The following is a 16176-nucleotide window of genomic DNA, read 5'->3' as shown; positions in this document are numbered from 1 at the left end:
TTATTAAACAGAGCATTGCAACCTCCTTGTGGCAAATTGAAGGATTCCAGTTTGCGGTAGCTTTGAGAATCCAAGCATTACTCGTGAGACGGAGGAAGTTCCGGCAGGGGAATAATGATGGGCTCCCCCTCCAGCGCCTTCATGAATTCCACGAGGTCTTTCTTCTCTGAGCCCGTCAACCCCAGCGGGGTAATGAAAGGGCTGCGGTTTTCTGCCACGTCTCCGCCCCGGTCATAAAACTCCACAACTTCCTCCAATGTGGATTCACTGCCGTCGTGCATATAGGGACCACTCCGGGTAATATGCCTCAGCCCGGGAGTCTTGAAGGCACCCTTGTCAAAGTCGTCCTTGGTAACATTGTACCGTCCCAGATCCTCCTTTAAGGGGCCATGCTGTTTGACCCCGATATTGTGGAATTGGCTGTCTGTAAATGCGGGTCCATTATGGCAAATAGAGCATTTGGCCTTTCCAAAAAACAGCCTCATGCCATTGAGAGCAGAGGATGACATAGCCGATTTATCACCAGCAAAGTATTTATCGTAGGGAGCATTCTTTGAAACGACCGACCGTTCAAAGGTTCCAATGGCTTTGGCTATGGTTATTTTGTTTATTCCTTCTTTTGGGAACACTTTTTTAAACAAGCGAACATACCCTGGAATAGCATTCAGCTCTTTAACCAGTTCTCCCAGGTCCTGTCTCATTTCAACTTGCGAGCTGATTGGCCCCAAAGCCTGCTCTTCAAGGGATTTGGCGCGACCGTCCCAGAACTGGGCTTCAAAATAACCACTATTGATGATGGTAGGAGAATGCCGGTCCAGCTCTTTTTGGCCGTGACCATTCGGGCGGGGAAGCCCGTCTCCCCAGCCTAAACCCGGGTGATGACAGGTCATGCAGCTGATCCAGTTGCTTTGGGATAGTCTTGGATCAAAATAGAGCATTCTTCCCAGGTCTTCTTTTTCCTTTGACCAGGGATTATCTGCAGGGTGCTTCATTTCCGGTAACGGTTCATAAAATTCTTTCAGTTCTTCAAAATCGCCGGCATCAGCACTGATCGGAATAAAGACCAAAAATAAATTAATGAGGATTAGCCTGGCAATATTTATCATTTGCGCTCTCCTGAGTTATTGAAGGAACTTATCAATCAATTCGATAAGTTTTATCTGTTTTTATTTCTTGGAGATTATCATTTGATCAGGGACAATTTTTTCAATTGCGGCCAACCCGCCTAACAAGTTGGCTAATTTTGAAAAGCCGCCTTTTTGCAAAAGACCGCATGCGATTGTGGAACGGTATCCCCCTGCACAATGCACGAGAACGGTCATTTCTTTCGGAATTTCGTTTAATCTATCGGTTAAATTATTCAGAGGGATATTGACGGCACCCTTCAGGTGGCTGTTGGAAAATTCACCCGGTGCTCGTACATCCAGTATAAAGAGGGGATCCTTTGAGCCTTCCGCTTTGACAACAAATTCCTGAGGTGTCCAACATGGAACCGACTCGGTCAAATCGGTACGTTCCTCCAGGGTTTTCATTCCTCTTTCAAGGTAACCGTAAACATTATCGAACCCTATTCGGCCCAGGCGCATTTCAGATTCATATTCAGCTCCCGGCTCCGCAATAATAATAATGGGGGTATCCGGCTTTAACACGACTCCACCCCATGTGGCGAACTTGCCTCCCAGACCAATCCCGATTGCCCCCTTCAAATGGGAGGCATTGAAATCCTGTTCAGGGCGGGTATCCAGGACCTGATAACCCTCGGTTTGATATTTAAGAACCTCTTTCAGGTCCAGGGGTTTCAATCCCGATTGAAGGGATTGATCCAGAGTTTGACGTTCTTTTTTATTTAATTGAGCATCAAAAGAAAAATACTTTGGAGCCTGCGGTTGATTCTCTGTGACAAGGGCAACAAACTCTTCCCGCGACATGGGCTGCAGGGCATAATTCATTGTCTTCTGATCTCCAATGGTTGACACGGTATCGTCGCTCAAGTTTTTTCCACATAAGGACCCGGCCCCATGAGCTGGGTAAACCAGGGTGTTGTCAGGAAGGGGCATCAGCTTTTCTCTTAGGGAGTCATAAAGCATTTCGGCCAGTTCCTGCGCTGTAACACCAACCGATGCCATGAGATCGGGACGTCCGACATCCCCAATGAACAGGGTATCCCCCGTGAGTACCATTTTGGGATTGTGTGGGTCGTTTGATAAATCAAATACAAGGATGGAAATGCCTTCGGGGGTGTGACCGGGGGTTTCCAATATTTCCAGTCGGAGGTCTCCAATTTCAAGCTGGTCTCCGTTTTTATGAGAAACAAAAGGAAACTCGGCATCCGCCTTGGACCCAAGATGGATGCTGGCTTGGGTTTGGTCACGAAGTTCCAAATGCCCTGCAACAAAATCGGCGTGAAAGTGGGTTAAAAAGACATGCTTGATATCGAGATGGTTCTTTCGGGCATCTTCTAGATAGATTTCGATATCACGTTGAGGATCGACGATAATCGCCGTTTTAGTTTTTAAATCTCCAATCAGATAGGAGGCATGGGCCAGGCACCCCAGATAATATTGTTTGAATATCATTTCCTTTCCCCCTCCATTTTTTAAGAACCGATTAGAAACTCCTTAATGTGGAAATCGTATTTCTTGTATGGAAATTTATTTCTTCACTTTAAATGAAATCGAATAGACCCCTCTCAAGTCGTCGGGTGAAAACCCAAACGCCCGGTCCTCAAGATATTTTTTCTTGATAAATTCGGGCCGCTTTTCTTTTTCCCCATGACAAGCCAGACAAGCTGGCTCAATGGTTATTCTTCGAAAATACCGAAATGCCATTTTTCCCGGCCTTGTGTCATTTGCCCAGAACCCCCGCAATTCAGGATATCTTTTAAATAAATTTGTTGCCTTTACGGCTTGCGGGTCGGCCTTATTCTTTGGATTACGGTATTTTATCGCAAGCTGAAGAAATTCCCAATCTTTTTGATTAGCGATTCTTTTTGCACGCATTCCAACCGGTTTACAAACCAGGGCAAACGTCTCCTTGTTGACTTCCATTTCTTCTGGGTCCAGGCTTGCAGCCAGGGTAGAGCGAAGGGCATCAATTTCCTCAGCCACCCGAACCGCATCTGCCAATAATTCCGCATCAACCCTCTGCTCTTCGGGAAAAGAATCAGCCCAGGAAAGGCACGGTTGAAATTGTAACAAGCCTATAGTCAAAAACCACAAAACCGAACAAGATCTACAAAACAACTTCAATAAATCCATGAAAGTCCTCACGAATCATTCAAAAAGGATGGCCGACTAAAAAAAACCAGGTCGGCCATCCCTTCAAGTTGAAGGAAAACACCTTAATGTTTTCGTTTTTCGAAATACTCATTGTAGCGATGTACGAAATCATGCTCATTCAAAGGCAGGTGGCAACCACGACATTTGGTGTAATCCGCCTTTATAGGATTTCCCTCAGGGGAAAATGCTGTGTAGACCCAGTCACCGTTCTCTAATCCCTTGGGAGCGTTCTTGCCCCAACCGTCTCCTTTTTGCATGACATAAACTTTTGCCAGATTGTCTTTAGCATTTCTTCCATCCGGCCGTTTAGCGGCGCTACCGTCAGCTCCTTTTTTAGCGTTATAAATCTCCATGACCAGAATCGAACCATTTGGGAATTTTTCTCCTTTTTGGGTTTTCGATCCCGTTGGGTTCACAAACAACTCACGAACATGTTTGGGTTTTTGAATTGCTTTAAGAAAAGTGGGGAAGCTGTCATAATTTTTCGGAAAACTGAGTGCCCCATCCTTCGGTGCCGAACCCGCTTGACTGTTTCCGGGCTGCACAATAATCAAGCCCACCATTGCCAACAGAATCAGACAGTAAAAATAATGATTTCTCATTTTCCCCTCCCAAAAGATAAAATTTATTTAAATAATGTCTATCTAATTAAGATAGGTTGTTTTCCTCACATCCGCCACGGGTACTTTGCCCATTTCGACTAATTTTTATACTCCACAGGCTTTTCTAAAATCTCTCAAAAGACACAATTCATCGCATCTGTATTCGCCCGTAGACTGACAGGTCAATTTAAATTCTTTATCTGTCATATCTATATTGACCAAAAAACACGCTAATACCAAGTACAGGATTTGTGAACTTCTTGTGGTACTTTTACTACAGCCAAGAGGTTATTATGGTGAAAAATTTTGGAAGGGAAAAAAAGAAATAACGTTCAAAAGCATCCATTTAAAATTATTTTTTTGGATATGATTTGAGTGGAAGGGCGTTGAAGTGGCCAGCTTGATGAATTGCGCCTTTGCTGATACAAAAATTATCGCAGAGGAATTACCAGAGAAAAGATTCCACTTAAAAATCAGAGCTCGAAAAACATGAAAAACCCCACGTTCACTTTATTGTGTTTTTTAATGGGTTATTCATTTTTCTTCACTAACCAGGGGGGGGATTCCTGGGCCTCGGATTTTTCATTTAATGTTTTCTCCGATATGGAGCTGTGCGCCAATGTAAACACTGATAGAAATATGAATCGTCTCCTAAACGATTTCCAGGTTTCTCCGATTTGCTGAACTAACTTAAATCCATTATTCAATGCTTATAAACTCGATGACAATCCACACAGGCCTTTATTGTTTTTTCTAATGAGGGAAGGATCTGTTTTAGGTTTTTTGATGGGATGACTTTGGCCAGACTCTCTGCCGCATGATGATGAGCCATTGCGAGGTCGTGATACTCCGGAGGAAAGTCCTCAGGATTCTGTCGTTGCATGGCTCCCCGATGCATTGCAAACCCCAACCTGTTTTCTGTGATTTGTTGCGCCCGGGTAAATTCCTCCTGGGACAGTGCGGTCACAATGTCGTGAATCGCTTCCAGGTGATCAAGCATTATCGCATTATGAGCCTTGCGCGCATCTAAACTCAATCCAAGCGAGATCCGTCCCTCGCCTGCAGATTGTCCTCCTGCCTGAACAGGTGGGCTGGACATTGACTTATGGCTTCTATGATGCGGATGGTCAGCGCATCCTGAAGCGAATATCAATGACAATGTGAAAACAATTAGTAAAGTGGCGACGGGTATATTTTTATAAAGCATAAATATGAACCATTTTAATATTCCTTTCAAACTTGTCGGTTAACCCAGTAAATTGAATCGGGTTTCTAAAGATATGGACAGTTTCCATTAATTTTCCCACAACCCCTTGTCTCATTCGGATCTAATTTCCTTCCCGACCCAAATCATATAATTCGTGCAGCCATTTTTCCCGATCTCGATTGTCCGGTGAATCAATATTGCCAATCAAGGAATCACGAATGGGTTTGATGCCTGACAATTTTAAAACATTTCGCTCCAGACTTTTTAGGCTGTGGGCCCCAAAAAACCAACGATAAATAAATGCTGGCATTCCCATAGTGATTGCGATTCGAGCTGACTTGCCTTGCAATAAACCCTTGGGGAAGCCATTTCCTACCTTGGATGAAAGTGCAAATTCATAACGAAATACCTGCTCAAAAAAAGCCTTTAATAAGGCAGGCATGGTCCCCAGCCAAAGAGGATAAATAACGACCAGGTGGTTAGCCCATTGAATTATTTTTTGACACTCAATGATTTCAGAGGGAACATTTCCTGTTTCAAAATCTTCTTTAGTCCTGATAATGGGAAAGTCGATTTGGGCAACGTCAATGACTTGAGTTTCATGCTTGTTTCCTCTGGCCCCATTTAGATAAGAAGTACCAAGGGCGTGACAAAATCTGTTTCCCTCCGGATCGGGATGCCCCTGTATGAGAACTATAGATTTAGGCATAGATTGGAAATTAATTTTTAAAGAGGTTCGCAATCAATCTTAAATCAAAAACTACCCCACCAAATAAAGGAACCTTGCCATTTATTCTCTAACAACCCTAACACAATTAAATTGGAAGCTTTCTGTTCGTTTTCTTTCAATAAAAAAAACTGGATCAAATGAAATTTAATCGGCAAATTTCCTGAGATAATGGATTATTTGCCAAACCTGCAGATCCTCCAGTTTTTCAAAGGCTTTCATGCGAGTACCGTGAGAACCATTCTTGATTATCCAGAATAACTGACCATCAGGAACATCATTCATGGTTTGGTAACAAGTGAAGTCTCTTGGATAAGGTTTCATCCTCTGAAAAATTACGCCAAAACCATCACCCTTAAACCCATGACAGATCTCGCAGGGAAAGGGTTTCACATCTTTATGAAACAATCGTTTCCCGGTTTTTATGTTTTCGGTGGTTGGTGGGATGGGATTGCTCATTTTTGCAAAAGGTGCAGGAGCTTGTATTGTACCGCGTGTTTGCGGGCACAATCCCTTTTGATCTATCGTCTTCATCTCGACTGTTGAGACGTCGGCTGCTAAGTTTGAGGCCAGAATATCTCCAAAAGAACCGTCGGACACTTTAGATTCTTTAACTTGATTAGATTGGTTCGAGGAAGAATGGGAAGCTGCAAATAGGTTGAAAGGGGCTGTGATCGAACAACAGACAAAGATTGCTAGAATCACACTTCGTGGCAACCGGTACATGGCAAATCTCCTAAACAGGCCAAATAATATTGTGAGCGAAGTTACTCGCATTAAACTGTAGTTCACCTGAAACTTCGCTGACACGGTTATTCAAGTGGTAATAATATATAAGAGGATTCAAACGGTTACTTTATTCCCGAATTGTAACTGTATCGATATAGATTTTGATCAGTTAGGGATAAGGAAGGAATTTTCCCTGATTAATAAAATATATGCCTGACCCAGAAAAATAAAAGAGGTAAACCAGAAATAATTATAGGGTTACCTTGTAGTTTTGTAATATGTCATTTCAAATATATTAATATTTATAGGATCTAGTAGAAATGATTCAGGTTTTCCAACACACTCTTATGATCACGGGTTTTATTTTCGTGATGATGCTGGTAATTGAGTATGTGAATGTCCTGACCGAAGGTGAATGGCAAACCCGCCTGATTCAAAATCGATGGGGGCAATACATTTTTGCCTCGTTTGTAGGGGCTTTACCGGGTTGCCTGGGGCCATTTGCCATTGTTTCTCTTTTCTCTCATCGCATGATTAGCTTTGGGGCTGTAGTGGCGGCCATGATCGCGACCAGCGGTGATGAGTCTTTCATAATGTTGGCGATGATTCCCAAAGTGGGGTTAACGATAAGCTTTCTTTTGTTTTTGGTAGGGATTGCAGTGGGAGCCTTGACTGACTGGGCATTAAAGAATCAGGTTATTTTCCCGAAAATCATTTGTCAGGGGTATCAAACCCATCCCAGTGAACACTGCTATTGCCTCCCACCACTAAAAACTATTTTTTACCAATGGACACATTGCTCAATTCACAGAGGTGTTCTCGGGGCGGTCTTGGTTTTAATGTTTTTCGGAATCGTTTCCAATCAGGTAGGGCCCGTGGACTGGAACTGGATAAAAATAACGATTCTTATTCTTTCCTTGTTTGCCTTATTTATTGTCATTGTGGTTCCAGACCATTTTCTTGATTTGCATCTTTGGCAGCATGTCGTCCGCCGTCACGTTCCGAAAGTCTTTTTTTGGACTTTAGGGGCTTTATCCGTGATGTTCTGGTTGACGCAAAACCTTCCATTGCAGGACATTCTTCAGGAGAATCAATGGGCAGTTTTGTTAACCGCTTCTTTGGTCGGGCTCATTCCCGAATCGGGGCCTCATTATATATTTGTCACTTTGTATTCTCAGGACCTGATCCCATTCAGCATCCTATTGGCCAGTTCCATTGTTCAGGATGGCCATGGTATGTTGCCTATGCTGGCCTATTCCCCAAAAATCTTTTTGGTAATCAAGGCAATAAATTTTTTGATCGGGATTTTAGTAGGAGCCTTGATCATGTTTTTGGGGTTTTGATGAATGCGAAAGAATTTATTCTAAAAACTATAAATGTAATCAGATAAAACCTCGTGAAACCGAGATCTGATTTTAAAAGGCAAGCCAATTACCCAGACATTTAGTTTTTAAAAAATCTGGAGGTTAGCAACGCCAGTTCAAGTGGTGCATTTTCACTATATTTTTAAGGTGCTGGTTCTTTGGAAACAATTAGCAAAACTTTGATAACCCTGGGTGCAATTTTCCTCCTGGGATTAGCGGTTGAGTATATTGGCCGAAAAACCCGGCTTCCACGAGTAACTTTGTTACTGGTATTAGGAATCCTGATAGGGCCCTCGGCTTTGGATGTTCTGCCGCGGCTGATTTATGAGGAATGGTTTACTTTTATTACAGATATAGCGCTAGGCATGGTTGGCTTTTTATTGGGAGAAAAACTTCTTTTTTCTATTTTAAAAGAAAATGCGAAAACGGTCCTTGCCATCTCCATCGGAGAAGTTTTAGTCACTTCTGTTTTAGTTTTTACTGGATTGTTTTTGATTGGGGTTTCAGTTGAGATGAGCCTGATTCTTGCCGGTATTGCGACTGCCACGGCCCCCGCTGCCACTATGGACGTTGTCCAGGAAACAGGTGCTCAGGGGCCGTTTACAACCATACTTCTTGAAATTGTTGCCATTGATGACGCCTGGGGATTAATTGTATTTAGTTTTCTTTTAGCTATGGCGCATTCTCTTCATACAAATGCTGGAGGTGCAGCTATTCTCCTTTCTGGAAGTTGGGAACTGGGCGGAGCCTTGTTACTTGGTATTGCGCTTGGAATCCCTATGGCCTTTTTAACGGGCCGCCTACGTTTTGGGGAACCCATGCTTATAGAAGCCCTGGGTTTTTTATTTCTCTGCACAGGAATTGCTCTTTGGATGGAGGTTTCCTTTTTATTAGCCTCCATTGTTATGGGAGCGGTAGTTGCAAATATGGCTCAGCACCATAAATACCCTTTCCATGCCATCAAAGAAATCGAATCACCGTTTTTGATCCTTTTTTTCCTTCTTGCCGGTGCTTCTTTGCAACTGGAATCTCTGGGGCAGGTTGGAACAATAGGACTTGTTTATATTATTTTTCGGGTGTTGGGCCGGATATCAGGGGCCTGGATTGGTGGAACGCTATGTGATTCCCCCACTGAAATAAAAAACTGGATGGGACTTGCTTTGATGCCACAAGCGGGTGTCGCGCTCGGGATGGCTCTGGTTGCAAATCAGGAATTCCCCAAATACGGGGTATATATTTTTCCCCTGATTATTGGGACAACGGTTTTTTTTGAATTGACGGGCCCAATTTTGACCAGAGTTGCCTTAACCCGTTCGGGAGAGTTGCTGAACAAAAAAAACAATTAACCTCGATGTTTTAAAGGGAAAGTAAAAAGGCGACTCTAGGCCACCTCTTTTTTCTACCAAAGGAATTGTACTTATTATTTGAATCCTCCACCTTAAAATAATTCCCTCATTTACCGCCCTTTAACCGGTGGACGCGGGTGCCCCTGGCGCTCCCCAGGAAATTTCCTCGTCTGGCACGGCCGGAAGGTCTGGCACCATACCTACTTTTGACAGCCGCTATGCCATGTTTTGCAAATTTCTTGAATGGTACGGGGAAAACAGGACCACCCAGTATCTCATTATAAAATTCGGTTCCCTCAAACCCCGGAAAGCGTTTACCCTTTCCGTCATAAACCAGGGCCATACAATGTTCATCATCCACAATATAACCGGACATCAGAATGGCCTGGCAGGCCGCCTGCAAATCTTCAATACTGGGCTTGTAATGCCCACTGTTATTGCTGATGGTCAGAAGCGTGCCATTTCTCACTTCCAGGACACCAGCGCACATCACAGGCCTTCCAGACATGAAGGATGAATGATTTAAACGCATTCCCTTTTTAATTTCCGCCTGCCACATACAATAAAATATTCCAAGAGGAGAAACCGCATAGGCCGCAATCAAACTCTGCCTCAGGTATTCCGGCCCACTGGATGCGTCTGGCGTAGTAAAACGACCCCCGTTTCGATAAATATCTTTTTCATGAAAAGAGAGCTTATAAGGTTTCCGCTGCTCTTCATCCAGGTACACCAAATTCGCTTTGGTTTCGTTTAATTTGATCCATTTTTTCAGGGCATAAAAATCCATTTCCTCGTTTCCGGTAAAAACAAATTCTGGCCCATCGCTAAAAGGGTCACTGGGATCACCGGGACGGGGAAAGTTGTCAGTATGAATGGCTGGCTGTCCTGGTCTATTCAATTGTTCAACCCTGTATTTTCGGCTCAACCCTCTTTGCCCAGGGGGAGTTGCGAGCTTTCCACTCAACAAATGAACTTTCGAATTTTCATACGTGAGGCGGGAAAGGCAGGACATATAAAGCATTTTGCATATTTTGACAATTTTTATGTCCTTCTTGTTTAAATCATCTGCGGCCCCTAAACACGCACATTTTATAATAATATTTTTTAAACTCTCCTGACGTGGCTTCACTAAATATCTGGACGTATTATGGTATCGATCTATCAGGGTTAAAATTTCATTCACATGTTTTTTCATTTGATCCCAAAGCTCTTTTTCAGTTTTAGCTGCAACCTTAACCACAGATTCCCTAAATTCCTTTGAAGAAATTATCTCGACCTTTTTTGGACCCGCAACTTTCTCTTTCCCCTTTTCTCTTACCTTCTCTTTTCCCTTATCCTTTTTCCCAAACCTTCCCATAAGTTTGCCCCCCGATATTGATCAAAAACCTTTTGTGAACTTTTGATTTCCCTTTGGAGCTGGGAAAACGGCCTGCCTTCTAAACCACCCTATTTTAACAAAACATTGCCACTATTTTATTGATTCAACGACTAAACCATCTGGTCTTCTGGCCCTTCAAAACAGGTGAGGTTCAAAAGTTTAGATTCCAGGAAAACCTGGCAAACCCCATAATCTCGCTTATCTCCGATTTTTATGTAATGCTTTTAGGTGAGAGGTTACTAACATTATACTTTTGCTTGATTAAAAATTTTAAAAAGGAACCATCATGAAGGCATCCGACCTGTTTGTTCGGTCTCTTGAGAATGAAGGGATTGAATATATATTTGGAATTCCGGGGGAAGAAAACCTGGATTTTCTGGAATCTCTTAGAGATTCAAAAATCAAATTGATCCTGACGCGTCATGAACAGGCAGCGGGTTTTATGGCGGCAACTTATGGGAGGCTCACGGGTAAGGTGGGTGTGTGCCTGTCGACTCTGGGTCCGGGCGCGACCAATTTCGTCACGTCCAGTGCTTATGCCCAATTGGGTGCGATGCCCATGTTGATGATCACCGGTCAAAAACCCATCAAGAAAAGCAAACAGGGACGTTTCCAGATCGTCGACATTGTGGAGATGATGAAGCCACTGACCAAGTCCACCAAACAGGTGGTCCATGGGAATAGCATCCCCACCATCGTTCGTGAGGCCGTCCGGGTAGCTGAGGAAGAACGGCCGGGAGCTGTCCACATTGAACTTCCTGAAGATATTGCTGCGGAAGAGTGCGATGCCTCCCCTCTCCAAATTGTGGAAAACAAAAGACCGCTTTCCAACGAATCGTCAATCAACCAGGCGGTTGACCTGATCTCCAATGCCAAAATGCCGTTACTGCTGATTGGCGCTGCGGGGAACCGCAACCGAGTGTGCAAAGCTTTGGCTGGTTTCGTCGGGAAAACGGGAATCTTTTTCTTCAACACCCAGATGGGTAAGGGGGTGATCGACGAACGCCACCCCTTGTTCCTCGGAACCGCTGCCCTTTCCAGCGACGACTATCTGCATTGCGCCATTGATCGGGCGGACCTGATCATTAATGTGGGACACGATGTGATCGAGAAGCCGCCTTTTTTCATGGATAACTATGGAGCAAAAGTCATCCACATCAATAATTTCACCGCCCAGATTGATGAAGTGTATTTTCCGCAACTCAATATTGTGGGCGACATTGCCAGCAGCATTGAAAACCTGACCTCCCAGATCCAAAACAGCCCCGGATGGGATTTCGAATTTTTTAAACGAGTCAAGCGTGATGTCAAAGAGTTTACCGGGGTAAAATCAGATGATGCGAGGTTTCCTGTAATCCCGCAGTATCTGGTTTCGCAGGTAAGAAAGGCCATGCCGGACGATGGCATCATCGCACTCGATAACGGGATTTATAAAATCTGGTTTGCCCGCAACTATCCGGCTTACAGACAAAACACCGTCCTCCTGGATAACGCGCTGGCCTCGATGGGAGCAGGATTCCCATCAGCCATGGCAGCAAAAATCGTCTATCCGGAAAGAAAGGTGATGGCGGTTTGTGGCGATGGAGGATTTATGATGAATTCGCAGGAGTTGGAAACAGCCGTGAGAATCGGGCTGGATCTCGTCATCCTCATCCTGCGCGATGACGCTTACGGCATGATCAAATGGAAACAAACGGGAATGGGGTTCCAGAATTTCGGATTGGATTTTGGCAATCCTGACTTTGTAAAATACGCTGAGTCTTATGGAGCGCAGGGTCATCGTCTGAAAGAATCCGACCAACTGGCAGAGGTATTAACAAACTGTCTGGACTCCAAAGGAGTGCATTTAGTCGAAGTAAAGGTGGATTATTCTGAAAATGAAAAAGTCCTGATCGAAGAGCTCAAAAAGAGAACCTGCGTTTTATAAAATAACGAGAAAGAGATTCTAACAATGCCCGACTCATTACAAATTACTTCGCCCTTTGATGGAAAGATGGTTGGAGAACTTCCTTTGCAGGGCTTCGATGATGTTGAAAACGCTCTTTCCATAGCCCATGGCCTGGCCAGCAAAAGCGACAACGTCCTAGCCACAGCAAAAAGAATCGAGATACTGGAAGCAACAGCTCTCATCGTGGAAGAAAATTTGGAAGCATTTGCCCTGGAAGCGGCACGGGAAGGTGGCAAACCTTTAATCGATTCCCGGGTTGAGCTGGACCGGGCGGTCCAGGGGATCCGGGCCGCCATTAATGGCATCAGTCAATTGACAGGTCGTGAAGTTCCCATGCGCCTGTCCCCATCCTCTGAAAACAGGATGGCGTATACCTTCCGAGAACCCATCGGAGTGGTGGCCGCCGTGAGTGCATTCAACCATCCTTTCAACCTGATTGTTCATCAGACTATTCCCGCCATTGCGGTGGGATGCCCGGTGATCATAAAACCTTCGCTGACCACCCCCCTTTCCTGCATGAATCTGGTGAACAGCCTTTACAAGGCCGGGTTGCCCAAAAACTGGTGCCAGGTTCTAGTGTGTGAAAACGAGGTATCCGAAAAACTGGTTACGGATTCCCGGGTGGATTTCTTTTCCTTTGTGGGATCTGCAAAAGTGGGTTGGACTTTACGTTCAAAGCTGTCACCCGGTACACGCTGCGCCCTGGAGCATGGTGGGGCAGCTCCCGTGATCATTGACAAGAGTGTAGACATTGACGAGGCTTTACCCCTTATCGCAAAGGGGGGTTTTTATCATGCCGGTCAGGTTTGTGTTTCGGTGCAACGGTTATTTGTTCATGAAAGTTTACTGGATGAAGTTTCTAACCGGTTAACAAAACTGGCAAATGAATTGGTTGTCGGAGACCCAACGCATGAAGCTACAGAGGTTGGCCCGTTGATCCTGGAACAGGAAGTAGAACGGGTCGAATCATGGGTCAACGAGGCCAAAGCGGCTGGAGGGAAAATTTTAGCGGGAGGTTCTTCTATAAACAGCACTGGCTACGCTCCTACGTTAATCCTCAATCCACCGGATACGGCCAAAGTTTCTACAGAAGAAATATTTGGCCCGGTTATCAATATTTATTCTTATAAAGACCTTTCAGAAGCGATAGACCGGGCGAATCAAATCCCGTTTTCTTTTCAAGCAGCAGTGTTCACTGAAAATCTGGACGTTGCCCTGGGTTGTGTCAAGAGATTGAACGCAAGCGCAGTGATGGTTAACGACCATTCGGCATTTCGTGTAGACTGGATGCCTTTCGCAGGACGCAAAGTTTCAGGTCTCGGTGTCGGAGGCATTCTCCCTGCAATGCAGGAATTAACAGAAGAAAAAATGATGGTCATACGTTCTCAGGCTTTATAAAAACCCGGTGTGAAGGTTTTAAAGGAAATTCCTACATGATTGAAATCAATTGTTCTGAAATCTGGGGAGGAATCAATTCTACAAATAATGATGTAACGACCAGAAGAGTCAATGCCAGCCTTTATTCCAGAGCCCATGATAATGATTCAGGTGGGGACATCTATTACTTCAGCGTTTGTGGAAAAGATTTGATTACCCGGATCGCCATTGCGGATGTCGCAGGTCACGGTTCCAGTGTCAGTGAAATCAGCTCCTGGCTGTATGAAGCTCTTTCGGACAACATGAACCAGGCCGAGGGACAAAAGGTACTGAACAAAATGAATCAGACAGCTCTTGAAGAAGGGATCAAAGGCATCACAACCGCCTCGGTATTCACGGTCAACGCGATGAGTTCAAAGTTATCGTTTTCCAACGCAGGTCATTTCCCTTTTCTTTACAAAAAATGTAACGAAACCTTCTGGAAACCCATCTCCTTCACCAACCCAAAAACCAAAGGGAACATACCCCTGGGCACACTGCCAGGAACCCATTTTGATGAAGAATCACTTGAAATCCGTTCCGGTGACCGGTTTTTTATTTATACCGACGGGTTATTTGAAGCCTCGAATAAGGAAAAAGAAAGTTTTGGAAGCATACAGTTACTTGAAACGCTAAACGATGGACCTGATTTGGAATTAAGCGAACTCAAAGAAAGTATGGTCCAGGCACTTGAAACTCACCGGGGAGAAATGCCGGTCCAGGATGACTTAACTTTTATGGTAGTAGAGTTTGCCAATGAAGGGTCCTGAACAATTTCCCCGTCCAAATTGGAGAGCATTGCAATGAACAGTTCTTCCTCCCCTAAATTGGTAACCAATATTGAAAACTTGTCGCTGGAAAATTTCATGCACGGCCTGGTGAGACGAAACCCTGGCGAAGCCGAGTTTCACCAGGCTGTCGAGGAAGTCGCAGGTTATCTGATCCCTTATATAAAAGAACACCCTATCTATTTTGAATCAAGAATACTAGAAAGACTTACCGAGCCTGACCGCATTCTCATTTTCCGCGTATCGTGGGTTGATGACGAAGGGAATGTCCGCACCAGTCGGGGATACCGGGTTCAATTTAATAATTCGATCGGCCCTTACAAGGGAGGGTTAAGGTTCCACCCATCAGTGAACCTCAGCATCTTAAAGTTTCTGGGGTTTGAGCAGATTTTCAAAAACAGCCTGACCACCCTGCCTATTGGTGCTGGCAAAGGGGGGTCCAACTTCAACCCCAAGGGTAAATCGGATGCTGAAGTGATGCGGTTTTGCCAGTCTTTTATGACTGAGCTATCCAAACACATCGGGGAAAACATAGATGTTCCCGCTGGAGATATCGGAGTGGGTTCCAGGGAAATCAGTTTTTTATTCGGCCAATACAAACGGATCAAAAATGAATTTACCGGATCAATGACGGGGAAAGGCCTGGAGTTTGGGGGAAGCCAGATACGGAAGGAGGCCACCGGGTTTGGCTGTATCTATTTCATGCAGGAAATGCTGAGACACGAGGGAAAAACACTGGAGGACAAAGTATGTGTGATCTCAGGTTCAGGGAATGTAGCCCAGTATGCGGCCATTAAGCTTATCCAGTTGGGAGCAAAGGTCGTTACCTTGTCCGATTCAACCGGATTTGTGCATGACCCGGACGGACTTAGTCAGGACAAGATTGACTACATCATCGAATCGAAAACGAAAAGACACGAGTCACTTTCCATTTTTGCCAAAGAGTTTAAGTTGAAATTTCATAAAGAAAAGCGTCCCTGGAAAATCCCCTGCGACTACGCATTTCCCTGCGCGACACAAAACGAAATCGAGAAGTCAGACGCGGAAGATTTAATAAAAAATGGATGCGATGGAATCGCAGAAGGAGCCAATATGCCGGTGACCGGTGAGGCCATTACAGTTTTTAATAATGCCAAAAAACTGTATGCCCCTGGCAAAGCTTCTAATGCAGGCGGTGTGGCTATTTCCGGACTTGAGATGACTCAAAACAGCATCCGTATGTCCTGGTCCCATGAAGAACTGGACAATCACCTTCAGGGAATCATGAAAAAAATCCATCAGCAATGCGTTGATTATGGAATGGAAAACGGTTACGTGAATTATGTGAAGGGAGCCAACATTGCGGGGTTCAAAAAAGTCGCTGATGCCATGCTGGCATATGGCGTTGTTTGAT

Annotated in this window: 14 protein-coding genes; 6 read left to right on the top strand and 8 right to left on the bottom strand. The window is 44.5% G+C overall.

Annotated elements, in window-relative coordinates; translation table 11 throughout:
- Positions 1–77 precede the first annotated feature (77 nt).
- The 7 genes from G3M70_10815 to G3M70_10785 form a co-directional block, all read right to left on the bottom strand.
- Positions 78–1106, bottom strand: coding sequence for a cytochrome-c peroxidase (locus tag G3M70_10815; protein QPJ62334.1), 1029 nt, complete (start codon positions 1104–1106; stop codon positions 78–80).
- A gap of 60 nt (positions 1107–1166) precedes the next feature.
- Positions 1167–2576 carry an MBL fold metallo-hydrolase gene (locus G3M70_10810; GenBank protein ID QPJ62333.1) on the bottom strand — a complete coding sequence of 470 codons (1410 nt, stop codon included), beginning with the start codon at positions 2574–2576 and terminating at the stop codon, positions 1167–1169.
- Between the two features lie 75 nt (positions 2577–2651).
- Complete coding sequence (locus tag G3M70_10805) at positions 2652–3197, bottom strand: DUF3365 domain-containing protein (protein QPJ62332.1); 546 nt, start codon at positions 3195–3197, stop codon at positions 2652–2654.
- A gap of 143 nt (positions 3198–3340) precedes the next feature.
- Complete coding sequence (locus G3M70_10800) at positions 3341–3880, bottom strand: cytochrome P460 family protein (GenBank protein ID QPJ62331.1); 540 nt, start codon at positions 3878–3880, stop codon at positions 3341–3343.
- Between the two features lie 703 nt (positions 3881–4583).
- A complete protein-coding gene (locus G3M70_10795) occupies positions 4584–4979 on the bottom strand; it encodes a cytochrome c (protein QPJ62330.1) in 396 nt (131 codons plus the stop codon).
- Positions 4980–5208: 229 nt separating this feature from the next.
- Complete coding sequence (locus G3M70_10790) at positions 5209–5796, bottom strand: NAD(P)H-dependent oxidoreductase (GenBank protein ID QPJ62329.1); 588 nt, start codon at positions 5794–5796, stop codon at positions 5209–5211.
- Between the two features lie 165 nt (positions 5797–5961).
- Positions 5962–6540 (bottom strand): c-type cytochrome, encoded by a 579-nt coding sequence (locus tag G3M70_10785; protein QPJ62328.1) that lies wholly within the window; start codon positions 6538–6540, stop codon positions 5962–5964.
- Positions 6541–6863: 323 nt separating this feature from the next.
- Between G3M70_10785 and G3M70_10780 the strand changes: the two genes are divergently transcribed.
- On the top strand, positions 6864–7886 hold the full coding sequence (locus G3M70_10780; GenBank protein ID QPJ62327.1) for a hypothetical protein: 1023 nt from the start codon (positions 6864–6866) through the stop codon (positions 7884–7886).
- Between the two features lie 179 nt (positions 7887–8065).
- Positions 8066–9253, top strand: a complete 1188-nt coding sequence (locus G3M70_10775; GenBank protein ID QPJ62326.1) for a cation:proton antiporter — start codon at positions 8066–8068, stop codon at positions 9251–9253.
- 106 nt (positions 9254–9359) lie between these two features.
- On the opposite strand, the gene G3M70_10770 is transcribed toward G3M70_10775, so the two are convergent.
- On the bottom strand, positions 9360–10151 hold the full coding sequence (locus G3M70_10770) for a hypothetical protein (GenBank protein QPJ62325.1): 792 nt from the start codon (positions 10149–10151) through the stop codon (positions 9360–9362).
- A 766-nt stretch (positions 10152–10917) separates the two neighbouring features.
- Here G3M70_10770 and G3M70_10765 point away from each other — a divergent pair.
- From G3M70_10765 to gdhA, 4 genes are all read left to right on the top strand, one after another.
- Positions 10918–12558 carry an acetolactate synthase large subunit gene (locus G3M70_10765; protein QPJ62324.1) on the top strand — a complete coding sequence of 547 codons (1641 nt, stop codon included), beginning with the start codon at positions 10918–10920 and terminating at the stop codon, positions 12556–12558.
- A 24-nt stretch (positions 12559–12582) separates the two neighbouring features.
- Entirely contained in the window at positions 12583–13977 is a 1395-nt protein-coding gene (locus G3M70_10760; GenBank protein QPJ62323.1) for an aldehyde dehydrogenase family protein, read from the top strand.
- 35 nt (positions 13978–14012) lie between these two features.
- Positions 14013–14765 (top strand): serine/threonine-protein phosphatase, encoded by a 753-nt coding sequence (locus G3M70_10755; protein ID QPJ62322.1) that lies wholly within the window; start codon positions 14013–14015, stop codon positions 14763–14765.
- Positions 14766–14834: 69 nt separating this feature from the next.
- Positions 14835–16175, top strand: coding sequence for an NADP-specific glutamate dehydrogenase (gdhA, locus tag G3M70_10750; protein QPJ63787.1), 1341 nt, complete (start codon positions 14835–14837; stop codon positions 16173–16175).
- The last annotated feature ends 1 nt before the right edge of the window (position 16176 follow it).

Origin of the sequence: Candidatus Nitronauta litoralis (genome assembly GCA_015698285.1) — a bacterium.
In the GTDB taxonomy this organism is placed as follows: Bacteria; Nitrospinota; Nitrospinia; order Nitrospinales; family Nitrospinaceae; genus Nitronauta; species Nitronauta litoralis.
This window is presented reverse-complemented; position numbering and strand designations above follow the sequence as displayed.

Bases quoted from the DNA above. Each gene is read 5' to 3' on its own strand.
- G3M70_10815 (QPJ62334.1), bottom strand. From the start codon at position 1,106: ATGATAAATATTGCCAGGCTAATCCTCATTAATTTATTTTTGGTCTTT.
- G3M70_10810 (QPJ62333.1), bottom strand. From the start codon at position 2,576: ATGATATTCAAACAATATTATCTGGGGTGCCTGGCCCATGCCTCCTAT.
- G3M70_10800 (QPJ62331.1), bottom strand. From the start codon at position 3,880: ATGAGAAATCATTATTTTTACTGTCTGATTCTGTTGGCAATGGTGGGC.
- G3M70_10795 (QPJ62330.1), bottom strand. From the start codon at position 4,979: ATGTCCAGCCCACCTGTTCAGGCAGGAGGACAATCTGCAGGCGAGGGA.
- G3M70_10790 (QPJ62329.1), bottom strand. From the start codon at position 5,796: ATGCCTAAATCTATAGTTCTCATACAGGGGCATCCCGATCCGGAGGGA.
- G3M70_10785 (QPJ62328.1), bottom strand. From the start codon at position 6,540: ATGTACCGGTTGCCACGAAGTGTGATTCTAGCAATCTTTGTCTGTTGT.
- G3M70_10780 (QPJ62327.1), top strand. From the start codon at position 6,864: ATGATTCAGGTTTTCCAACACACTCTTATGATCACGGGTTTTATTTTC.
- G3M70_10765 (QPJ62324.1), top strand. From the start codon at position 10,918: ATGAAGGCATCCGACCTGTTTGTTCGGTCTCTTGAGAATGAAGGGATT.
- G3M70_10760 (QPJ62323.1), top strand. From the start codon at position 12,583: ATGCCCGACTCATTACAAATTACTTCGCCCTTTGATGGAAAGATGGTT.
- G3M70_10755 (QPJ62322.1), top strand. From the start codon at position 14,013: ATGATTGAAATCAATTGTTCTGAAATCTGGGGAGGAATCAATTCTACA.